Source organism: Edaphosphingomonas fennica (assembly GCF_003034225.1).
GTDB classification, from domain to species: domain Bacteria; phylum Pseudomonadota; class Alphaproteobacteria; order Sphingomonadales; family Sphingomonadaceae; genus Sphingomonas_E; species Sphingomonas_E fennica.
On record NZ_PHHF01000065.1, the window covers coordinates 37193 to 58379 of the forward strand.

The following is a 21187-nucleotide window of genomic DNA, read 5'->3' on the forward strand; positions in this document are numbered from 1 at the left end:
TCAGCCGCGCATCATCAGGCAATCATATTCCAGCACGGTGCCGTCGGGCATGCGGTTGACGACGAACAGGTCGGCCAGCCGGAAGCCCAATTTCTCATATTCGCTCAGCGAATCGGTATAATGGACCATGCCTTCATAGAGCGGCACCACCGATACCTCGGACTGGAGCAGCCGCACCTGATCGATCAGCGCGCCGGCGCCGGCCACGACATTGGCGTCGAACCCCTGCGTGTCCATCTTCAGGAAGATGCGCGCGTCGGGCACGATCTCGCGGATCATCGGCAGGAAGCCGTCCAGCCGCTTCACCTCCACCGTTTCCACCTGCGTGCGCGATCCCTTGCCCTTCAGCGGCAGGAAGGAGCTGAGCACCGTCTCGTCATCCTCGCCGGTCACGATCATGTTGAAGTCGGCGGTGCCGTCTTCCTTCCCCAGCGCGCAGGCCATGGCGTGCCAGTTCGGATCGCCGTTCCGCTTGGCGGCGATGGCGGGCGCGTTGGCGGCCAGCGGCTCGAACGTCATGATCGCGCCCGTATAGCCGGACTGGCGCAGATGCTGGGACCAGAAGCCGCGATTGGCCCCCACGTCCAGCACCAGGTTGATGTCCAGCTTGCGGATCAGCCGCATCGTCCGGGCCTGCTGGTCGAAGGCGCGGAACGAGGCGACGTCCGGCACATGCGCCCCGGCGGCGATCGCCCTGTGCCCCAGGCTGGCGGCAATACGCTTCAGCATCGGCTTCCCCGGCCATGGTTTGCGGAACAGGACGCACCGTCCCATCCGGACGATGCGGAGCGGCGGGCGATAATTCACAACGATATCCGCCGGCCGAATATCCCCTCTTTTGGATTACCCCTTTCGGATAGTATCCCGGTCGCGCGGGCGGCCGCGCGGGCAGGACGGCGAAGCCGCTCTTGGCGCTACCCTCGGCCATTTTCGCGTGCTAGATGCCCGCGCGCCATGACCGAATATGCTTCCGATCTGCTGCGCCTCCTCGATAGCCGGGGCTACATCCACCAGCTCACCGATGCGGCGGGGCTCGATGCCCTTGCCGCGCGCCAGATCGTGCCGGGCTATATCGGCTTCGATCCGACCGCGCCGTCGCTGCATGTCGGCCATCTCGTCTCGATCATGATGCTGCGCCAGTTGCAGCGCGCGGGCCACAAGCCCATCGTGGTGATGGGCGGCGGCACCGGCAAGATCGGCGATCCCAGCTTCAAGGACGAGGCGCGCAGCCTGCTGACGACCGAGACGATCGCCGCCAATGTCGCGTCGATCCGGCGCGTGTTCGAACGCTTCCTCACCTTCGGCGACGGCCCGAGCGACGCGATCATGGTCGACAATGCCGAATGGCTGGACCGGCTGGAATATATCCCCTTCCTGCGGGACATCGGCCAGCATTTCTCGGTCAACCGGATGCTCAGCTTCGATTCCGTCAAGCTCAGGCTCGATCGCGAACAGTCGCTCAGCTTCCTCGAATTCAATTACATGATCCTCCAGGCCTATGATTTCCTGGAGCTTTCGCGCCGCGTCGGCTGCCGCCTGCAGATGGGCGGGTCCGATCAGTGGGGCAATATCGTCAACGGGGTGGAGCTTGCCCGCCGCGTGGACGGCACCCAGGTCTTCGGCCTTACCACCCCGCTCCTCACCAATGCCGATGGCACCAAGATGGGCAAGACGGTGGGCGGCGCCGTGTGGCTGAACGAGGATCAGCTTTCCCATTTCGATTACTGGCAGTTCTGGCGGAATACCGACGATCGCGACGTCGCCTCCCGCCTGCACCTGTTCACCGATCTGCCGCTCGACGAGATCGACCGGCTGGCCGCGCTCCAGGGCGCCGAGATCAACGAGGCCAAGATCGTCCTCGCCAATGCCGCGACCGCCTTGTGCCGGGGGGCCGAGGCCGCGGCGCAGGCCGCCGAAACCGCGCGCCGCACCTTCGAGGAAGGGGCCGCCGGCGATGCGCTCCCCAGCTTCGCGGTGGCGGGCGGATCGATCGCGATCGTCGATGCGCTGGTCGGGCTCGGCCTCGCCGCCTCCAAGGGCGAGGCCCGCCGCCTCATCAAGGGCGGCGGCGCGCGCGTGGATGGCCAGAAGGTGACGAACGAGGCGCTCGTCGTCTCGGTCGGGGCCGATCCGGTGCGCATCTCCTCCGGCAAGAAGCATCATGGCGTCCTGACGGCAGGCTGAAGGGAAGGCGCGCTTCCCTCGCTTCGTCGCATTAACCACCTGCGTTGTCGGGTGATTAACCGCCGGGGTTCAGCTTGAAGCCTGTATTTCCGGGGCAGGTGTCATGGCTTCACAGGGACTCGCGCGTCATCTCTTCGAAGTGGAGAAACGCCGCGTCGCGCGCGACGATGTGTTCCTGCGCACCACCATCCGCCTGCCCGGATCGCAGGAAATCCCGGCGGAAATCATCAACATCTCCCGCTTCGGCTTCATGGCGCGCATGGCTGCCATCGTCGCGCAGGAAGCCAGCGTCGATATCCGCCTGCCGGACGGCAGCGAACGGCGCGCCCGCGTCGCCTGGGCGCTCGGCAATCGCATCGGCGCGGAATTCCGCCCCGCCATGGATGCGGAGGAATATCGCATCCTCTTTGAAACGCTGGATAATCCCGAAGGCTGATCCGCCTCAGCCCGATCGCAGCAGCCCCACCGCCGCATCCCGCTCGAAAAGATAAAGCGCCACCCGCGCCGCGCGGCCGCGATCGCCTTCCAGCCCGCCGTCGCGATCCACCAGCAGGCGCGCGTCCGCCGTGGCGGTATCGATAAGCTGGGAAACCTGCTCGGGATCGGCCAGCCGCATCTCCGCCTCGCCCGATTGCCGCGTGCCCAATATCTCGCCGGCGCCGCGCAGCTTCAGGTCCTCCTCGGCGATGCGAAAGCCGTCATTGGTCTCACGCATCAGGGCCAGCCGCGCGCGCGCCGTCTCGCCCGGCGTGCGGCCGCGCAGCAGCAGGCAGATGGACCGCCCCTCCCCGCGCCCCACCCGGCCGCGAAGCTGGTGGAGCTGGGCCAGGCCGAACCTGTCCGCGCCCTCGATCACGATCAGCGTGGCGTTCGGCACGTCCACGCCCACCTCGATCACGGTGGTGGCCACCAGCACGCCGATGTCGCCGCGCTGGAAGGCGGCCATCACCGCATCCTTCTCCGGCCCCTTCATCCGGCCGTGCACCAACCCCACCCGATCGCCGAAGCGCTGCCTGAGGTCCGCCGCGCGCGCCTCGGCCGCCGCCTGGTCGGATATTTCGCTCTCCTCGACCAGCGGGCAGACCCAATAGGCCTGGCCGCCGCCCGCCATGTGGCGGCCGAGCGCGTCGACGATCTCGTCCAGCCGCGCGTCGGACATCACCCGCGTCTCGATCGGCTGGCGGCCGGGCGGCATCTCGTCGAGCCGGCTGACATCCATCTCGCCATAATGGCTCAGCGTCAGCGTGCGCGGGATCGGCGTGGCCGTCATCACCAGCAGATGCGGCGGCACCTCCGCCTTGGCCGCCAGCATCATCCGCTGGGCGACGCCGAAGCGATGCTGCTCGTCGATCACCGCAAGGCCGAGGCGCTTGTAGCTTACGCCCTGCTGGAAGATCGCATGCGTGCCGATCAGGATATGGATCGATCCGTCCGCCAGCCCCATCAGCACGCTTTCGCGGGCGCGGCCCTTTTCCCGCCCGGTCAGGATCGCGACGTTGACGGGAAGGCCGGCGAGCTGGCGGCCCAGCGTCTCATAATGCTGCCGCGCCAATATCTCGGTCGGAGCGAGCAGCGCGCCCTGCGTCCCTGCCTCCACCGCCGCCAGCAGCGCCATCAGCGCCACCAGCGTCTTGCCGGCGCCGACATCGCCCTGCAGCAGCCGCACCATCGGCGTGGCCTGGGCCAGATCGCCCTCTATCTCCCCGATCGTCCGCCGCTGCGCGCCGGTCGGGGCATAAGGCAGCTTCAGCGCCGCCCGCAGCCGCCCGTCGCCCACCAGCGGCAGCCCCCGGCGGCGGCGGGATGAGGCGCGCACCAGCATCAGGGCGAGCTGGTTGGCGAAGATCTCGTCATAGGCCAGCCGTTCGCGCGCCAGCGTATCGGCGGGGTCGGCGTGGACGCGGGCCAGCGCCTCGCGCCAGCCGGGCCATTGCCGCCGGGCCAGCAGCCCCGGCTCGATCCATTCGGCAAGGTCGGGCGCGCGGCTCAGCGCCTGCTCCGCCAATTGCCCCATCCGCCGGTTGGCCAGCCCTTCGGACAGGCGATAGACCGGCTCGCGCGCCGGCAGGTCCACCGGCTCGCCGGGCGCGATCACATGATCCGGGTGGATCATCTGCATCTCCTGCCCGTAAAGCTCCAGCTTGCCGGAAATGGTGCGCGGCTCGCCCAGCGGGAACAATTTGCGCGCCCAGCCCGAATTGCGCCCGAAATAGACCAGGCTGATCCGCTGGCCGGCGCGATCCTGCGCCTGGACCCGGAAGGGCGCGCGGGCGGAGCCGGTGGCGCGATAATCGGCCGGCGTCACCTCCACCACGATCACCTTGCCGGCATCCTGCGGATCGAGCAGCGGCACCGCCTTGCGATCGATCCAGGTGACGGGAAGGTGGAACAATATGTCCACCGCGCGTTCCAGGCCGAGCTTGCGCAACGGTTTCATCAGCGCGGGGCCTACGCCCTTCAACGCTTCCACTTCGGCGAACAACGGGTTGAGAATGTCGGGGCGCATAGTAGAGGACAACCCATATCCTCCAGCCGGCAGGTGCGCCAGCGCCCGCGGGCCGGATGCCCATTGCACGGAAGCCGAGTCCATGGATCGAGACACCCGCCTCAAGCGCCTGCGCTTCCGCGCCTGGCATCGCGGCACCAAGGAGGCCGATCTGCTGGTCGGCGGTTATTTCGATCAGTTGGCGGCCGGCTGGTCCGATGCCGAGATCGACTGGTTCGAAACGCTGCTGGAGGAGCAGGACGTGGATATCATGGCCTGGGCGCTCGGCAGCCAGCCGGTTCCGCCGCAATGGCAGGGGCCGATGATGGATCGGCTGCGGCGGCTGGATTATATCCCGGTGGAGAAGTGACGGCGGGATCCGGCATTCGTCATTCCCGCGAGGGCGGGAATCCATGGACGCGACGGCTCCGGGAAAATCGCAGCGTCGGCATCGAACCTCGGCGTCAGCGGATTCCTCCCTTCGCGGGGCTGACGCGGCACGATACGGATAGACCATTTCACGCATGACCGATCTCCACCGCATCCTGAAGGCCGATCGCCCGCTGACGCTTGCCGGCGTGGCCCAGGGCTTCCTGCCCTGGCTGCTGGCCGATCTTACCCGGGCCGCCGCCGCGCGCGGCGGGCGGACGGTGTTCATCACCCCCGACGATGCAGCGATGCGCGGGCTGACCGATGCCGCCACCTATTTCGCGCCCGAGATCGAGGTGCTGGCCTTCCCCGCCTGGGATTGCCTGCCCTATGACCGCGCCTCGCCGTCGCTGCGGGCGACGTCGCAGCGGCTGGCGACGCTCCACGCCTTGCAGCGCAAGGCCGATCGCCCGCAATTGCTGGTGACGACGGTGAACGCCGCCACCCAGCGCACCCTCACCCCCTTCCGCATCCGCCAGCTCGTCGCCCGGCTCGCCCCCGGCGAACGGATCGATCGCGATGCGCTGGCCGTGCTGCTGCAGGCCAACGGCTATGTCCGCACCGATACGGTGGCCGATGCCGGCGAATTCGCGGTGCGCGGCAGCCTGCTCGATCTTTTCCCGTCGGGCGAGGATCTGGCGCTGCGGCTCGACTTCTTCGGCGACGAGATCGAAAGCGTCCGCCGCTTCGACCCCGCCGACCAGCGCACGGTGGACCGGATCGACGGCTTCACGCTGCTGCCGGCATCCGAGGCGCTGCTGGACGAGGAGAGCATCAAGCGCTTCCGCACCCGCTATCGCGAGGCGTTCGGCGCCACGGCGACGGGCGATCCGCTCTATCAGGCGATATCGGAGGGGCGCCGGCTGGCGGGGATGGAACATTGGCTGCCCTTCCTGGAGGACCGGCTTTCCACCCTGTTCGATCATCTCGCCGACGATGACGTGATCGTGCGCGACGCCGGGGATGCGGGCGCCGCCGATGCCCGGTTCGAAGCGATCGCGGATTATCACGCCAACCGCGTGCGCGCCCAGTCCGCCGATCCCGGCAGCTACCGCCCGATCGCGGCCAGGGCGCTCTATCTCGACAATGAGGAATGGCAGGCGGCCATCGCCGATCGGCCGATCCACCTCGTCACCGCCTTCCACGAGCCGGAAAGCGCCGACGTGCTGGAGTTCGGCGTGGACGGCCCGCGCGACTTCGCGCCCGAACGCGCGCAGAACCTGAACGTCTACGAAGCCGTGACCGAGCATGTCGAGGCGCAGCGGCGCGGCGGTCGGCGCGTCATCCTCGCCAGCTATTCCGCCGGCGCGCGCGAACGGCTGGGCGGCCTGCTGAAGGATCACGGGCTGGATCGGCTGGCGGAGGCCGATAGCTGGCAGGATGCGCTGGGCAAGGCGGCGCAGGGCGCCACCGCGCTGATCGTCGTGCCGCTCGACCACGGCTTCACCACGCCCGACATCGCCCTCCTGACCGAACAGGACATGCTGGGCGACCGGCTGGTGCGGCGGGCGAAGCGCAAGAAATCGGCCGACGCCTTCATGGCCGAGCTGGCGACGCTCTCGCCGGGCGACCTCGTGGTCCATTCCGATCACGGCATCGGCCGCTATGAAGGGCTGACCTCGATCCCGGTCGGCACGTCCCCGCACGATTGCGTGGCGCTCACCTATGCCGGCGGCGACAAGCTCTACGTGCCGGTCGAGAATATCGACGTCCTCTCCCGCTACGGCGCGGAGAATGAGGGCGTCCAGCTCGACAAGCTGGGCGGCGTCGCCTGGCAGGCGCGCAAGGCCCGGATGAAGGAGCGCATCCGCGAGATCGCGGGCGAGCTGATCGCCACCGCCGCCTTGCGGGCGCTGCGCCCGGCGGACGTGGCGCTTCCCGATGCCGGCGGCTACCCCGCCTTCGTCGATCGCTTCCCCTATCAGGAAACGGACGACCAGGATCGCGCGATCGGCGACGTGCTGGACGATCTCGCCAGGGGCACGCCGATGGACCGGCTGGTCTGCGGCGATGTCGGCTTCGGCAAGACGGAAGTGGCGCTGCGCGCGGCGTTCGTCGCGGCCATGGCAGGGATGCAGGTGGCGGTGGTGGTGCCGACCACCCTGCTCGCCCGCCAGCACTTCACCAACTTCGTCGAGCGTTTCCAGGGCTTCCCGATCAATATCGGCCGGCTTTCCCGGCTGGTGCCGGCGGCCGAGGCCAAGCGGACCAAGGAAGGGCTGGCCGACGGATCGATCGACATCGTGGTCGGCACCCATGCGGTGATCGCGAAGAATGTGGAATTCAAGCGCCTCGGCCTCGTCATCGTCGACGAGGAGCAGCGCTTCGGCGTCACCCACAAGGAACGGCTGAAGGCGATGAAGGCGGACGTCCACGTCCTCACCCTCACCGCCACGCCGATCCCGCGCACCCTGCAGATGGCGATGTCCGGCCTGCGCGAGCTTTCGGTGATCCAGACGCCGCCCGTCGATCGGCTGGCGGTGCGCACCTATGTGATGCCGTGGGACCCGGTGGTGCTGCGCGAGGCGCTGCTGCGCGAACATTATCGCGGCGGGCAGAGCTTCTTCGTGGTGCCGCGCATCAACGACCTGCCCGATATCGAGGATTTCCTGCGCAAGGAGGTGCCCGAGGTCCGCTATGTCGTCGCCCACGGCCAGATGAGCCCGACCGAGGTGGAAGAGCGGATGTCCGCCTTCTACGACAAGAAGTTCGAGGTGCTGGTTTCCACCACGATCGTGGAAAGCGGGCTGGACATTCCCAGCGCCAACACGCTCATCATCCACCGCGCCGATCGGTTCGGCCTGGCGCAGCTCTACCAGCTTCGGGGCCGCGTGGGCCGGGCCAAGACGCGGGCCTATGCCTATTTCACCACGCCCGCCACGCGCACCATCACCGAAACCGCGATGAAGCGCCTGCACGTGCTGTCCGATCTCGATTCGCTGGGCGCGGGCTTCCAGCTCGCCAGCCACGATCTCGACATTCGCGGCGCGGGCAACCTGCTGGGCGACGAGCAATCCGGCCATATCAAGGAGGTGGGGTTCGAACTCTACCAGTCGATGCTCGAGGACGCGATCATGGAGGCGAAGGCCGGCGGCCTCAGGGAGGCGGCGGTTTCCGCGCGCGACTTCTCGCCCCAGATCAACGTCGACGCGCCGATCCTCATCCCAGAGGAATATGTGCCCGATCTCGACCTGCGCATGGGCCTCTATCGCCGGATGAACGAGCTGGAGACCGCCAACGAGATCGAGGCGTTCGCCGCCGAGCTGATCGACCGTTTCGGCAAGCTGCCCGAACCGACGCAGAACCTGCTGACGGTGATCCAGATCAAGCTCAACTGCCGCAAGGCGCATGTCGCCAAGCTGGATGCCGGCCCGCGCGGCGCGCTCGTCACCTTCTTCAACGACAGCTTCCCCGATCCGGCCGGGCTGATCGCCTATGCCCAGCGGCTGCAGGGCACGGCCAAGCTGCGGCCGGACAACAAGCTGGTCATCACCCGCCCCTGGCCGGATGCGAAGTCGCGGCTGAACGGCGCGCTCCAGCTTTCCAGGGGGTTGGCGAAAATCCTCCGCTGAACGCGAAAACGGGCCGGCGGATCGCTCCCGCCGGCCCGTTTTCGGCTTTCACGTCATGGCCGCCCGATCCGGCAGGAATGGTTCCGGATCGGGCGGCCCCTGCCCTCAGGCAAGCTGGAAGCGGACGGCGCGGCGGCGCATCGTGCCGCCGACAAGTGCGCGGCGACAACTACGATGGCCGGTTGAGCGGCGACTATGATGGCCGGTAGGATCGGTTGTCTGGTCTGATCGTAGGGAGGGGCGCAGCCCCGACCGGAGAGCGGACCAGACAACCGGTGGCGATCTTTTTCCCCTTCTTTCGGGGGGCAGANGACCACCAGGCCCGAAAGCTTGAAGCCGTCGAACTTGGCGAAATCCTTGAAGCTGGCGCCGACGAACAGCAGGTTGCCGATCTCGTTCGCCAGGTTGATGTCGCGGGTGGAGGTGCGCGATCCGCCGGCATTCTCCTCGAACGGGCCGAACACGCTGGCTACGCTCGCCCAATTGGCGAAATCCACGTCGCTGGCGAAGGAAAGATCGATATTGCCGACGCCGATCGTCGCATCGCTGTCAGACGATCCGCCGACGCTGAACGGCGTGAAGGTCGCCTTCTGCACCTCCACCGCCTGATCGAACTGGAACACTAGGAAATCGAAGGTGCCCTGATTGTCGATGGTATGGCTGGTATCGTTCTTCGCGCTCGCGCCCAGCCCCTGCGGATAGGCGCCGAGATAGGCTTCGCTGATCGAATAGCTGTTGCCCGTCTTCTTGGCGGACCAGGCGCTCACCTTGACCTGAAGCGTCTCCGCGCCGTTGGTCGCGGTGAAGGTGCGGACGTTGCCGCGCTGGCCGTTGTCAGGCGTATTGCCCGTCAGGCCGAAGGTGAATTCGGCCGCGGAAGCCATGCCGGGCGCCGCCGCCATCAGCATCGCCGCCGCGGCCAGACCCAGTTTGCGCAAAATCATATATGCCCCTTTCGCTCGTTCCGGATGCTTCCGGAAATTCGGCGAACGGGAAGCAGGGGCCGGGCCAGTTCCGCGCAAAACACGCAAAATGCGGGCACTCGATGGTTAATACGGCTCCGCCCGGCGGAGCCGGTGTCAGTTCAGCCGACAGGACCCGCCGTCACCAATAGGGTTTCGCGTCCCAATAGGAATACATCGGCGTCTCGCTTTCGCGGATGCGGTCGGTGTCGTCGAGGTCCAGGCTCGGCGCGTCCTCGATCTCCTGCCTGGTGATGCCCGTCACATAGCCGCGCCTGACGGCATCGTAGCGCAGCCGTTCCCACGGGATCGGGTAGACATGCCCGCCAATGCCCAGCAGGCCGCCGAAATGCAGGACGGCATAGGCCACCTGCCCGGTCGTCTTGTGGATCATCACCGAATGCACGGTGCCCAGCTTTTCGCCCTTGGGCGAGTAGACGGGCGTTCCTTCGACCCGCGCGGACGATATCAGCTCGTGCGCGCGCACATCGTCGGCCACCGCCGCCATCGCCAGGTCTGTCATCATCTGGTCTGTCATGGCCAGCCTCCTTCGGAAGCCCCCCGCCCATAACAGCGGCGACTCCCTGCCGGAGCCGCCCGGTCAGGCCATCGATTATGCACCCTCGCCCGCCCGATGGCCAGCGCCGCGCACGCGACGCCGGCCGCCGGAAAGGCATTTTCCGCTATGCCCGGCCGCGGCTAAAGGGCTGATTTCAGCCGCGGAAGGCGTCGTAGGTCCATTCCCAGGCGCCAAGCTCCGGCCCGTCCTGGAAATTGAACTCCTCACGGATATCCGACACCTGCCAGTCGAGATAATCCTCCCAGCGGATCATGAAGAACGGCTTCTTCTGCTTGGCGCCGACGGCATAGCCACGGGCAAGGCCCTCCAGCAGCGTCGGCAGCACATCGGGATAATGCAGGCCGGCGCGGCTGATCGATGTCGCCGTCAGGATCGATCCATAGGCGTTCAGCTCATGCACCAGATCGCCCTGGAAATAATTGGAATTGGCGACCGTATTGGCCGCGATCAGCGCGATCTCGCCCACCGGGCTGGGATCGAGGCCCGTCACCATATGCTCGATATCGTGATTCTGGACGCGGCGCTTCACCAGGAAGTCGAAATCGTTCTTCGGCTCGTCCTTGTACATGAAGTCGATCGCCAGGCCGCTCTTGACGATGAAATCGTGGATCAGCGCGCCAAGGGTGCCCGGCGCCCGGCCTTCCACCAGCTCCGCCGTGAAGTTGGAGATGTAGCGTTCGTCCAGCCAGGCGGCGAATTCGGGGATGCGCGCCTTCTCCGCTTCGAGCGCCGCGAACACCCTGGCATAGTCCGTGACCTCGCCGAAGGCGCGGCTCAGCTCGGGGATCAGATAGGCGGCCGGCAGATCGTGGCCGTCGCGCTTGAGGCCGAACTGGGCATAGATATCGCGGAACAGCGGATTGTTGAGATATTTGGACGTGCTGATCAGCACGCTGGACTTGGCGGGCTCCGCCGCGCCCATGAGGTAGGAGGATTCTTCCTTGTTCAGCTCGATCGGCTTGTTCATCGCCCTCTCCTGATTTTTATCGTGTCAGCCCATGAAGCTCGGGTCGCGGACCTGCAGCACCGTCCAGGGGTGGCCGACGAGCGCGTCGGCGCTCGCCACGCCCGCCTTGGCCATCACGTCGGCCGCTTCCTCGGCATTGATATGCACCTTCGATCGGCCGCCATTGGCGAACATCAGCTCGATCACCAGCGCCGCCTCCCCGTCATGGGTGGAGGTGAGCTGGACGGATGCGATGCTGGGCACGGCGGTTCCCATCGATCCTGTCTCAGGCCGCGCGCGGCGGCTCCACGAAGATCACGTCCGATGGCGTCACCGCGCCGCCGCCGGGCCGGAAGGCGACGTAGAGGTTCCAGCTCTGCAGCATGCCCACCGCTTCCTCGGCCGGCGTGCCCGGCAGCTCGCGCGCGGCGATGCTGGCCCAATCGTCACCGGGGACGGGCTGGATGAAGTTGCGGACGGGCGGGATATTGACGGTCTTGGCCATGTTTCTTGCTCCCCTCAGGCCGCCATCGGCACGATCGCGCCGGCCCGATCGCTGCTGTATCCGCCGTCGCGGCTATAGGCGCGGCGGCCGTTGACGAACACCTGCTCGATCCCCTCGGCGCGGCGGATGTAGCGGAAGCCCGGCGCCGGCAGGTCGTCGACCGCGATTTCCGGCCCGCGATCGATCGCTTCGGGATCGAAGATGACGAGATCGGCGGCATAGCCCGGCTTCACCAGGCCGCGATCCCTGATGCCCCACAGGCTGGCGACCTCATGGGTCAGCTTGTGCACCGCCTGCTCGACCGACAGGGTCTTGTGGCCGCGCACATATTGGCTGAACAGGAAGCCGGTATCGCCATAGGTGGAGAAGTTGGTGACGTGCGCGCCGCCGTCGCCCGCGCCGATGCCGATCAGCGGCTCGGCCAGGAAATCGCCGATCTTGGCGGTGTTGTTGTGGCCCAGCGCCTCGAGGCCGTAGGAGGTCTGGAGGTCGTCCGCCAGCGCGATGTCGATGATCGCCTCGGCGATGTGGCAGCCGCGCGCCTTGGCGATGTCGCCGATGCGCTGGCCGGCCAGGTCCGCGCTGTTCGGCCCCGGCCGCTTCACGAAGGCATCGGCGAAATCGATCTGGAGGCCGATGGGCATCATGAAATTGTCCATCTCGCCCTTCAGCTTCTCGCGATGGGCGGGGTCGCGCAGCGCGGCGATCTTCTCCTCATGCGTCATCAGCGTCGTCGCCCACCAGGTCGGCAGGGTGGCGAAGGTCGACATCGGCGCCGTCAGGTCGAAGGAAAGGTCGATCGGCCGGGTCTGCATCTGCGGCACGACGCGCGCGCCATAGGCGGTCTGCAGCTTGATGCGGTCGAGCGCGATGCCGCACAGTTCCGGCGAGGCATTGCTGTCGAACAGCGGCGAGAAGGTCGTCGAGATATTATGCTTGCGCGAAAGATCGCCGAGGATGTCGATCCGGGCGCACAGCAGGTCCGCATCCCAGAATTCGGGGACGATCTGCAGGATCGCGCCATATTCGCCGAGCACGGCGCACAGCGCGTCCAGTTCCTTCGGCTCGGCCAGGCGGGCCGGCACCGGCCGGTTTTCATGATCGATATCGACCCACGATCCGCTCAGGCCCACGGCGCCCGCCTCCAGGCATTCGCGCAGGGCCTGCTGCATGTCGGCGATCTCGCCGTCGGTGGCGACACGCTCGCGCGCGGCCTCGCCCATCACCCACAGGCGGATCAGGCTGTGGCCGACGAGCGGCGCGACGTTGATGCCCAGCTGGCCGCGGATCGCCTCGACATATTCGCCGAACGTCTCCCAGCTCCAGGTGAGGCCGGCGTCGAAGGCGTTCTTCGGCATCTCCTCGATCTTGCGGAAGGTGGCGCCCAGAAGCTCGCGATGCTCGGCGCGGAGCGGCGCGAGGCTGAGCGAGCAATTGCCCGGCACGATCGTCGTCACGCCATGCTCCAGCGCCGGCTGGGCAAAGCCGTCCCACACCAGCTGGGCGTCATAATGGGTGTGCGGATCGATGAAGCCGGGCGACACCACCAGGCCCCTGGCGTCGATCGTCTCGACGGCATCGCCGCCGACATCGCCGACCGCGACGATGCGACCGCCGCGCACGCCCACGTCACCGTGGAAGCTGGGACCGCCGGAACCGTCGCAGATACGCGCATTCCGGATGATGAGATCGAGCGACATTGCGGCTTCCTCTGCCTTGAGACGACGAATCACCGGCGCGGTCTCGGGGCCGCGCTCGGTCGTTCCGTCGATTACGATACAGTTTGCATCTTATTTGGCAAGGGGAGTCCGCATGCCCTCCGGCCGCACCGTCAGGCGGCGGTCCACCCCCCGTCGATCGAAAGGTTGGCACCGGTGACCTGAGCCGCGCCATCGGTGCAGAGATAGACGGCCAGCGCCGCCACCTGCTCCGCCGTCACGAACTGCTTGGTCGGCTGCCCCGCCAGCAGCACATCGTTCATCACCTGCTCGCGCGTCATGTTCCGCGCCTTCATCGTATCGGGAATCTGCTTCTCGACCAGCGGCGTCCACACATAGCCGGGGCTGATGCAGTTCGCCGTCACGCCCGATGTCGCGGCTTCCAGCGCCACCGTCTTGGTAAGGCCGGCGAGGCCATGCTTGGCGGCGACATAGGCCGCCTTGAACGGCGAGGCGACGAGCGAGTGGGCCGACGCGGTGTTGATGATCCGTCCCCATTTGCGCGCCTTCATGCCCGGCAGCGCGGCGCGGATGGTGTGGAAGGCGGAGCTGAGGTTGATCCCGATGATCGCATCCCATTTTTCCGGCGGGAATTCCTCGATCGGGGCGACGTGCTGCACGCCCGCATTGTTGATGAGGATATCGACGCCGCCGAAGGTCCGGGCGGCCTCCTCCACCATCGCGACGATCTCCTCGGGCCTGGTCATGTCGGCCGCCGAATAAGCGGCCCCCGCCCCGCTCGCGGCGGCCAGTGCCTGCCGCTCCTGCTCGATCGCGCCGGCATCGCCGAAGCCGTTGATGACGACATTGGCCCCTTCGGCCGCCAGCGCCTTGGCATAAGCGAGACCGATACCCGAGGTCGATCCGGTGACGAGCGCGGTCTTGCCCTTCAGGAACATGGCGAAAACTCCGTTTTGGTTCAGCGGTTGAGAAGATCGAAGGCGGCGGTTTTCCCGTCGACGATGTTGCGGGCGACGAGCGCGGACCGGGTCATGGTCTCCGCCACGGCGGCCTCGCCGGCCGCCCAATGCTCGTTCATCGTCCGGGCCGAGAATTCATAGTCGCGCGCGCCGCCCTCCCAGGCGTTGGCGCGGTAGATGAGCTGGACGACATTGACCGAATATTCCCGCGCCATCTCCGCCAGCGCCGCCACGTCGGGATCGTCCGCCATCGCATCGGGCAGCTTGGCCAGCACCTTCCGGATGGCCTCCCTCTCGCGCCGCAGGCGGAGGCGCTCGTTCGATACCTGGCGGGTGCGGCTGGAGAATCGGATCTCCTTCTCCCGCGCGATAACGTCCATGATGGTGTGCGGAAAGGCCGATGCGGCGGGGAACAGGTCCACCTGGAAAACCAGCATGTCCGCATCCTGCGTATCGAGCACATAGCCGAGCGGCGTGTTCGATACGATGCCGCCGTCCCAATACCAGCGGCCATCTATCTCCACCGGCGGCAGGCCGGGCGGCAGCGCGCCCGATGCCATGATGTGGCGGGCGTCGATCCGACGCGCGCGCGGCCCGCAACTGTCGAAATATTCGAAATTGCCGCTTTCGATATCGACCGCGCCGACCGACAGCCGCACCGGCCCTTCGTTCAGCAGATCCCAGTCCACCAGCGAATCGAGCGTCTGCCGAAGCGGACTGCCGTCGTAGAAGCTGAGCGCCTGCGGCGTTCCCGGCTCGGCGAACATCGGCGGCATGACGCGCGGCGTGAAGAAACCCGGAACGCCGAAGGTGGCGACATGCGCGGCGGACCATTCGTGGATGAACTCGCGCACATTATCGTCCGGCCAGATCGGAAAGCTCGGCAGCCAGGCGCTTACGCCTTCCCAGAAGGCACGCAGCCGCTCCACCCGGCGCTCCGGCGGATTGCCGGCGATGATCGCGGCATTGACCGCGCCGATCGAGATGCCGGCCACACGATCCACCTCGATCCCCGCCGCCGCCAGCGCCTGATAGACACCCGCCTGATAGGAGCCCAGCGCACCGCCGCCCTGCAGCACCAGCGCCACCTCGTCCGGCAGCGGCATGGTCCCGCCCTTGGCGGCCCTGGCGGGTTCGGCATCGGCCATGGCGGCAATCTGCGCCCGATATTGCGGTGCGGCAAGGCAGAAGATTGCAACCCGCCGCATCGGCGCGCATTGTCGCCCGGCAATCTGCGGGGAGACCGACCTTGCGCCTGGACGACGAAAGCGAAAGCAGCAACATCGAAAGCCAGCGCGGCATGGGCGGCGGCGGCTTCCAGCTCGGCGGGATGGGTGGCGGCGGCGCGATGGGGCTGATCTTCAGCCTGGTGGCGAGCCGCTTCGGCATCGTCGGGATCATCGGCATCGTCGTGGTGATGATGCTGCTGGGCGGCAACCCGCTTTCCATGCTGGGCGGCGGTTCCGGTAGCGCCCCGGCCGTCCAGCCCGCCGCGACCGGCCAGGCCGCGATCCGCGACGAGACCGATCGCAAGGTCGCCAAGATATTGGGATCGACCGAGCGGGTGTGGGGCGAGCTGTTCCGCCGCGCGGGCCAGACCTATCAGGATCCGACCCTCGTCTTCTACGACCGCAACGGCATGTCGGGCTGCGGCGCCGCCCAATCCGCGATGGGGCCGTTCTATTGCCCCGCCGATCACAAGATCTACCTGGACACCACCTTCTTCGACGAGCTTGCCACCCGCTTCGGCGCGCCGGGCGATTTCGGCATGGCCTATGTGATCGCGCATGAAGTGGGCCATCATGTGCAGACGCTGACCGGCATTTCGGACAAGGTGCGCGCGGCCCAGCAGCGGGCCGGCCAGGCCGGCGCCAACGCGCTGCAGGTGAAGATGGAGCTTCAGGCCGACTGCTATGCCGGCGTGTGGGCGACGAACGACCGCAACCTGCTCGAGCCCGGCGATGTCGAGGTCGGCATGCGCGCCGCGCAGGCGATCGGCGACGATACGCTGCAGAAGGCCGCCGGCCAGCGCCCCGTGCCCGAAAGCTTCACCCACGGCACGTCGGCCCAGCGCATGGAATGGCTGCAACGCGGCCTGCAGACGGGCGATCCCGCCCAGTGCGACACCTTCGCCAGCTAGATTGTCGCGCCGGTCATCCCGCAAACGGGAAGAAACCGGCGGCGGTTCGGCCAGGCGAGGGAACCATCACCCTGTAGTCGCTCATGTGCGACTCCGGGACCCATCGTGCGGCAAGCGATGTCGGTGCAAGCGGAAGGGGGCAGGAAGGCGCCCGACCTTCCGAATATTCGGATCGCGGCCGGATCTAGAGCGCGCGCCCCGCGATACGGGCGATTTCGCGCTGGACGACGCCTTCGACCAGTTCGGGCAGCCGCGCGTCCAGCCATTCCTTCAGCATCGGGCGCAGCATCTCGCGCACGAGGCCCTCGAGCGTCTGCTCCTCGCCCGCCGGCTTGATCACGCTGGACGAAAGCGCCGCAAAGGCATGGCGGCTCGCCTCCGCCGTCGCGGTGGAAATCAGCTCGGGCTCGGTGCGGGCGCCCATATCCGTTTCAGCAGCCATCGCCGCCTCTCCCGTCGATATGCTCTTTCCCGTCGCCGGCGCGGCGGCGGCGTCCTTCGCGGCCGCGGCCGGCACCACATCGGCAGCCGGATCGACGGCAGCGTTTCCGGCTTCGGCGGGCACGGCCTCCACCGCGACTTCCTCGGTCAGTTCCAGAACCTCGTCCGCCGGGCGTTTCGCCTGGCGCCCCTTGATCGCGCGAATCATCGAAGCCGGAATCGGCACCTCCGCATCGGCCTGCGTCGCCTGGCCACGGCCGCCGCGCGTGCGCGGGGCGTTCATGGCCGCCGCGCTGTCATCGGCGATGATGCGCTTGATGGAAGCCAGTATCTCCTCCATCGACGGGTCGTTGCGGATATCAGCCATCCGCTTTTTATTGCCTAGTTCGACGGCGGAGTCACGGGGGCTTGGGCCGCCGGATCCATCGCCGGATCGACGGTCCGTGTCGCCTGGGCGACGGGTTTCGGATCGTTCGACCAATCCCAGGCCTTGTTCCGGACGCGGTTGTAATTTGTGACCGGATCGTAGAGCGGACCCCCATCGAGGTTCAGGTCGCGCATCTCGGCCCGGCCCATGGCGTTGAGCAGCGCGAAGCCCGCGACATAGGCGTCGCGCCGGGCGGTGACGAGCAGCACCTCGCTGTTGAGCAGTTCCTGCTCGGCATTCAGCACATCGAGCACGTTGCGCGTGCCGACCGTGTTTTCCGCCCGGGTGCCCTCCAGCGCCAGCCGGTTGGCGGCCACCGCCTGTTCGGCCGAACCGATCGTCTCGATCGCGGCCTGATAGCTGGCGAAGGCGGATCGCGTATCGGCGATCACCAGCCGCTCCACCTCGATCACGCGCTCCAGCGCCTGGCTTTCCTGCGCCTGCGCCTGGCGGACGCGCGCGCCCACGCCGCCGCCCTGGTAAAGCGGCATGCGCGCCCGCACGCCGACGAAGCTGTCCGTCCAGGCATCCTTGGGATTGAGCCCGGCGGCAGAGCCCGTCGCCTTGTCCAGCGTGCCGAGATAATCGGTGTAGCTGACGCCGGACACGGCATCCAATGTCGGCATGCGGCCGGCCCTGGCGGTGCGGACGTCATAGCCGGCGGCCTTGGCGCTTTCCTCGCTCGCCTGCAGATTGGCGTTGTTTTCAAGCGCCACCCGCACCGAATCGTCCGGCGTCTTGGGCAGTTCCGGCAGCGGCGGCGGCGGCTCGAGCGTGCCGGGGAACACGCCGACGAGGCGGCGGTAATTTTCGCGGCTGGCGGTCAGCTGCCCTTCGGCGACCGTCAGCCGGCTGCGCGCGTCCGACAGGCGCGCCTCGGACTGGGCGACGTCCGTGCGGGTGAGGTCGCCCACCTCGAAGCGATCGCGGCTCGCCTGCAAATTGGTTTCGAGCACGCGGACCTGGTTGCGGTTCAGCTCGACGATCGAGGTGTCGCGGATCACGTCCATATAAGCGGCGACCGCCTCGCTGAAGATCGCCCCTTCCGTCGCCAGCAGGTCCGCCCGGCCGGCGAGGACGCGCGCGTCGGCCGACCGGATCGAATTCTTCACCCGCCCGCCCGCATAGAGCGAATAGCTGGCGGATGCGCCCGCCGTCACCGAACGGCCATTATCGCGAAACGCGCTCAGGCCGCGATAATTCTGGGTGAAATCGGCACTGCCGGCCACCTGCGGGCGCGCGTCCGCCTTGGCGATCGGCACGCCTTCGTCCAGCGCGCGCTGCTGGGCGCGCGCGCCGGTCATCGTCGGGTTGGTCCGATAGGTCTGGATCAGGGCGTCGCGCAGCGTATCCGCCGAAGCCGCATTCGCAACCATGGTCCCGGCGAGCGCCGCACCGCACATCAACCAGAAACGCATGAGCAACCGATCCCCCCAATCCGCTTATGTCAGAATTTGAAAACAGCCGGCTTCGCAAAGCCCGGCAAGGGCGCCGCCTCGGCATCCGCAAAGGCCACGAGGCCGAAGGCGCCACCCACCTTGCGGCCGACCGAAAGGCGGCTGACGCCGCGTTCCACGACGGCGGCGGCCAGCCGGCCTTCCTCGCCAAGCTGATCGACCAGCGCCTGTGGCAGCGTCTCGATCGCGCCGTCCACAAGGATCAGGTCATAAGGCGCGCCCTGCGCCCATCCGGCCGCCAGCGGCCCCTGCACCAGCTCGACATTCGCGGGCAGGCCGGCGGAGCGGGCAGCCGTCACCAGCGCCACGTCCTCCTCCAGGGCCACGACATGCGCCACGAGGCCGGACAGCAGCGCCGCGGCATAGCCGGTGGCCGATCCGACGATCAGCGCGCGATCGGTGGCGCGCGGCTGGGCCTCGGTCAGCAGCCGCCCGGTCGCCATCGGCGAATTCAGCGAACGCCCGCCGCCCAGCGGCACCAGCGTATCGACATAGGCGACCTCGGCCCGATTTGCGGGAACGAACGCCTCCCGCGGAACGGCGCGCATCGCGTCGACCACGCGCACGTCGTTGACGGCGGTGGTGCGGAGCTGGTTCGAAACCATCGCTTCGCGCATCGATTCAAAATTCTGCTCGGTCACTTCTGCCTCGTCGCACAACTGTCTTACGCATGCAATACACTAAAGACGACAAGCGCTTCTAGCCTGCCCCTTTTGTGTCGCCAAGCGGCTTACGGCCCATGTTCGGCAGACATGCAACCATCTTCGACAAAAATTTTCCATCCGGAAGGCGCGAGGACGGGCCATCGGCGGCGGGGCGACGGGCTGGACAGGCCGGCGCCAGCCTTTATGGCCGCAGGCATGTTCGCGAGCGCCGCCGATTTCTCCGCCGCCCTTTCCGCCTTGCCGTCTCCCGATTCCGGCGCGCGATCCGCCGCCGCCGCGCGGCAGGCGCAGCTTACCAAACCGCCGGGCTCGCTGGGTCGGCTGGAAGATCTGGCGATCCTGATCGCCGGCTGGCAGGGGCGCGAGCGGCCGGAAATAGGGCGCGCGCGCGTGGCGGTCTTCGCGGGCAACCATGGGGTTGCGGCGCGCGGGGTGAGCGCGTTTCCGGCGTCCGTCACCGCGCAGATGGTGGAGAATTTCGCGCGCGGCGGGGCGGCGATCAACGCCTTGTCCGCCGCGGCCGGCGCCGAGCTCGTCGTGGTGCCGATCGATCTCGACCGGCCGACCGCCGATTTCACCATGGCGGCGGCGATGACGGAGGCGGAATGCCTCGCCGCGCTGAATGCCGGCGCGGCCGTGGCGGAGGCCGGGATCGACCTGCTGGCGGTGGGGGAGATGGGCATCGCCAACTCCACCGCCGCCGCCGCGCTCTGCGCCGCCAGCTTCGGTGGCGAGGCCGTGGATTGGGCCGGCCCCGGCACCGGCGTCGACGCGGCCGGCCTTGCCCGGAAAGCCGCCGTGATCGATGCGGCGCTGGCGTTCCATCGCGGCGCCCTCACCTCTCCGTTCGAGACGCTGCGCCGGCTGGGCGGACGGGAACTGGCCGCGATCGCGGGCGCGGTGGTGGCCGCGCGGCTGGCGCGGGTGCCAGTGGCGATGGACGGCTTCATCGCCACCGCCGCCATCGCGCCCATCGCCGCGAGCCAGCCGGCCATCGTCGACCATATCGTCGCCGGGCATGTTTCGGCGGAGCCCGGCCACCGGCGCCTGCTCGACCGGATCGGCCTCTCGCCCCTCCTCTCGCTCGACATGCGGCTGGGGGAAGGCAGTGGCGCGGCGGTGGCGATCAACATCATCCGCTCCGCGCTCGCCGCCCATGGCGGAATGGCGACCTTCGCCGAAGCCGGGATCGGCAGCGGGTGACGGGCTTCCTGCTCCATCTGCTGCGCCACGGCGCGCCGGCCCTGCCCGGCCGGCTGCTGGGCCGCACCGACTGCGCGGCGACGTCCGAAGGCATCGCCGCCTGCCGGGAACAGGTGGAGGGGCTGCCGTTCGACCGGCTGGTCAGTTCCGATCTGGTCCGATGCCGCGATACGGCGATGGCGATCGATCGCGGCGCGATCGTCGATCCGCGCTGGCGGGAACTGGATTTTGGGGATTGGGATGGCCTGACCACGGTGGAGATCGATCCCGCGGCGATGGCGGCATTCTGGGCGGACCCCGATCGCGATCCGCCGCCGGGGGGCGAAAGCTGGTCGGCACTGGTGGCGCGCGTGGCGGCAGCGATCGGGGCGCTCGATCCCGTCGACACGCTGGTCGTCACCCATGGCGGCGCGATGCGGGCTGCGGTTTCCTGTTTGTGCGGGTTCGACCAGCGGCAGACATGGGCGCTGGACCTTCCTTACGCGGCGCTGCTTTCGATCCGCATATGGCCGGGCGAACGGCCGCAGGGCCAGATCGTGGGGCTTTGCTGATG

The 21187-nt window shown here is 67.8% G+C and carries 19 protein-coding genes; 7 read left to right on the forward strand and 12 right to left on the reverse strand.

What is annotated here, in order from left to right:
- Complete coding sequence (locus CV103_RS15270) at positions 1–729, reverse strand: FkbM family methyltransferase (RefSeq protein ID WP_015457510.1); 729 nt, start codon at positions 727–729, stop codon at positions 1–3.
- 225 nt (positions 730–954) lie between these two features.
- On the opposite strand from CV103_RS15270, the gene tyrS reads away from it, so the two are divergent.
- The gene (tyrS, locus tag CV103_RS15275) at positions 955–2184 is read left to right on the forward strand and encodes a tyrosine--tRNA ligase (protein WP_107395437.1); all 1230 of its coding nucleotides are present in this window, start codon (positions 955–957) and stop codon (positions 2182–2184) included.
- Positions 2185–2287: 103 nt separating this feature from the next.
- Entirely contained in the window at positions 2288–2620 is a 333-nt protein-coding gene (locus CV103_RS15280) for a hypothetical protein (RefSeq protein ID WP_015457512.1), read from the forward strand.
- A gap of 6 nt (positions 2621–2626) precedes the next feature.
- Here the strand turns inward: CV103_RS15280 and recG are convergent, their stop codons facing one another.
- Entirely contained in the window at positions 2627–4690 is a 2064-nt protein-coding gene (gene recG, locus CV103_RS15285; RefSeq protein ID WP_107395438.1) for an ATP-dependent DNA helicase RecG, read from the reverse strand.
- An 82-nt stretch (positions 4691–4772) separates the two neighbouring features.
- On the opposite strand from recG, the gene CV103_RS15290 reads away from it, so the two are divergent.
- Positions 4773–5039 carry an FAD assembly factor SdhE gene (locus CV103_RS15290; RefSeq protein ID WP_107395439.1) on the forward strand — a complete coding sequence of 89 codons (267 nt, stop codon included), beginning with the start codon at positions 4773–4775 and terminating at the stop codon, positions 5037–5039.
- A 154-nt stretch (positions 5040–5193) separates the two neighbouring features.
- On the forward strand, positions 5194–8670 hold the full coding sequence (gene mfd / locus CV103_RS15295; protein ID WP_107395440.1) for a transcription-repair coupling factor: 3477 nt from the start codon (positions 5194–5196) through the stop codon (positions 8668–8670).
- Positions 8671–9774: 1104 nt separating this feature from the next.
- On the opposite strand, the gene CV103_RS15305 is transcribed toward mfd, so the two are convergent.
- The 7 genes from CV103_RS15305 to CV103_RS15335 form a co-directional block, all read right to left on the reverse strand.
- A complete protein-coding gene (locus CV103_RS15305) occupies positions 9775–10170 on the reverse strand; it encodes a PRC-barrel domain-containing protein (RefSeq protein ID WP_015457517.1) in 396 nt (131 codons plus the stop codon).
- Positions 10171–10345: 175 nt separating this feature from the next.
- Complete coding sequence (locus CV103_RS15310; RefSeq protein WP_015457518.1) at positions 10346–11179, reverse strand: Coq4 family protein; 834 nt, start codon at positions 11177–11179, stop codon at positions 10346–10348.
- A 24-nt stretch (positions 11180–11203) separates the two neighbouring features.
- Positions 11204–11422 carry a hypothetical protein gene (locus CV103_RS15315; RefSeq protein ID WP_236626848.1) on the reverse strand — a complete coding sequence of 73 codons (219 nt, stop codon included), beginning with the start codon at positions 11420–11422 and terminating at the stop codon, positions 11204–11206.
- 22 nt (positions 11423–11444) lie between these two features.
- Positions 11445–11663, reverse strand: a complete 219-nt coding sequence (locus tag CV103_RS15320) for a hypothetical protein (RefSeq protein WP_015457520.1) — start codon at positions 11661–11663, stop codon at positions 11445–11447.
- A gap of 14 nt (positions 11664–11677) precedes the next feature.
- Positions 11678–13363 (reverse strand): N-acyl-D-amino-acid deacylase family protein, encoded by a 1686-nt coding sequence (locus tag CV103_RS15325; protein ID WP_107395442.1) that lies wholly within the window; start codon positions 13361–13363, stop codon positions 11678–11680.
- Positions 13364–13494: 131 nt separating this feature from the next.
- Positions 13495–14280, reverse strand: a complete 786-nt coding sequence (locus CV103_RS15330; RefSeq protein ID WP_107395443.1) for a 3-hydroxybutyrate dehydrogenase — start codon at positions 14278–14280, stop codon at positions 13495–13497.
- A 20-nt stretch (positions 14281–14300) separates the two neighbouring features.
- A complete protein-coding gene (locus CV103_RS15335; protein ID WP_015457523.1) occupies positions 14301–15449 on the reverse strand; it encodes a patatin-like phospholipase family protein in 1149 nt (382 codons plus the stop codon).
- Positions 15450–15550: 101 nt separating this feature from the next.
- On the opposite strand from CV103_RS15335, the gene ypfJ reads away from it, so the two are divergent.
- Positions 15551–16441: a KPN_02809 family neutral zinc metallopeptidase gene (gene ypfJ, locus CV103_RS15340; protein ID WP_015457524.1), complete on the forward strand. Its 891-nt coding sequence runs from the start codon at positions 15551–15553 to the stop codon at positions 16439–16441.
- A 184-nt stretch (positions 16442–16625) separates the two neighbouring features.
- Here the strand turns inward: ypfJ and CV103_RS15345 are convergent, their stop codons facing one another.
- The 3 genes from CV103_RS15345 to CV103_RS15355 are packed head-to-tail and all read right to left on the reverse strand — an operon-like array spanning position 16626 to position 19425.
- On the reverse strand, positions 16626–17249 hold the full coding sequence (locus CV103_RS15345; RefSeq protein ID WP_015457525.1) for a DUF2497 domain-containing protein: 624 nt from the start codon (positions 17247–17249) through the stop codon (positions 16626–16628).
- Positions 17250–17263: 14 nt separating this feature from the next.
- Positions 17264–18727, reverse strand: a complete 1464-nt coding sequence (locus CV103_RS15350; RefSeq protein ID WP_015457526.1) for a TolC family outer membrane protein — start codon at positions 18725–18727, stop codon at positions 17264–17266.
- A gap of 29 nt (positions 18728–18756) precedes the next feature.
- Positions 18757–19425, reverse strand: coding sequence for a protein-L-isoaspartate O-methyltransferase family protein (locus CV103_RS15355; protein WP_084653236.1), 669 nt, complete (start codon positions 19423–19425; stop codon positions 18757–18759).
- A gap of 201 nt (positions 19426–19626) precedes the next feature.
- Here CV103_RS15355 and cobT point away from each other — a divergent pair, with 201 nt between their 5' ends.
- Positions 19627–20634, forward strand: coding sequence for a nicotinate-nucleotide--dimethylbenzimidazole phosphoribosyltransferase (gene cobT / locus CV103_RS15360; RefSeq protein WP_107395444.1), 1008 nt, complete (start codon positions 19627–19629; stop codon positions 20632–20634).
- On the forward strand, positions 20631–21185 hold the full coding sequence (locus CV103_RS15365) for a histidine phosphatase family protein (RefSeq protein WP_107395445.1): 555 nt from the start codon (positions 20631–20633) through the stop codon (positions 21183–21185). Before cobT ends, CV103_RS15365 begins: the two co-directional genes overlap by 4 nt.
- Positions 21186–21187 lie beyond the last annotated feature (2 nt).

Coding starts and splice junctions, on each gene's coding strand:
- CV103_RS15330 (WP_107395443.1), bottom strand. CDS start 14,280: ATGTTCCTGAAGGGCAAGACCGCGCTCGTCACCGGATCGACCTCGGGT.
- mfd (WP_107395440.1), top strand. CDS start 5,194: ATGACCGATCTCCACCGCATCCTGAAGGCCGATCGCCCGCTGACGCTT.
- CV103_RS15335 (WP_015457523.1), bottom strand. CDS start 15,449: ATGGCCGATGCCGAACCCGCCAGGGCCGCCAAGGGCGGGACCATGCCG.
- CV103_RS15305 (WP_015457517.1), bottom strand. CDS start 10,170: ATGACAGACCAGATGATGACAGACCTGGCGATGGCGGCGGTGGCCGAC.
- CV103_RS15345 (WP_015457525.1), bottom strand. CDS start 17,249: ATGGCTGATATCCGCAACGACCCGTCGATGGAGGAGATACTGGCTTCC.
- CV103_RS15270 (WP_015457510.1), bottom strand. CDS start 729: ATGCTGAAGCGTATTGCCGCCAGCCTGGGGCACAGGGCGATCGCCGCC.
- CV103_RS15350 (WP_015457526.1), bottom strand. CDS start 18,727: ATGCGTTTCTGGTTGATGTGCGGTGCGGCGCTCGCCGGGACCATGGTT.
- CV103_RS15290 (WP_107395439.1), top strand. CDS start 4,773: ATGGATCGAGACACCCGCCTCAAGCGCCTGCGCTTCCGCGCCTGGCAT.
- CV103_RS15280 (WP_015457512.1), top strand. CDS start 2,288: ATGGCTTCACAGGGACTCGCGCGTCATCTCTTCGAAGTGGAGAAACGC.
- CV103_RS15320 (WP_015457520.1), bottom strand. CDS start 11,663: ATGGCCAAGACCGTCAATATCCCGCCCGTCCGCAACTTCATCCAGCCC.
- tyrS (WP_107395437.1), top strand. CDS start 955: ATGACCGAATATGCTTCCGATCTGCTGCGCCTCCTCGATAGCCGGGGC.
- CV103_RS15325 (WP_107395442.1), bottom strand. CDS start 13,363: ATGTCGCTCGATCTCATCATCCGGAATGCGCGTATCTGCGACGGTTCC.
- recG (WP_107395438.1), bottom strand. CDS start 4,690: ATGCGCCCCGACATTCTCAACCCGTTGTTCGCCGAAGTGGAAGCGTTG.
- cobT (WP_107395444.1), top strand. CDS start 19,627: ATGTTCGCGAGCGCCGCCGATTTCTCCGCCGCCCTTTCCGCCTTGCCG.
- CV103_RS15310 (WP_015457518.1), bottom strand. CDS start 11,179: ATGAACAAGCCGATCGAGCTGAACAAGGAAGAATCCTCCTACCTCATG.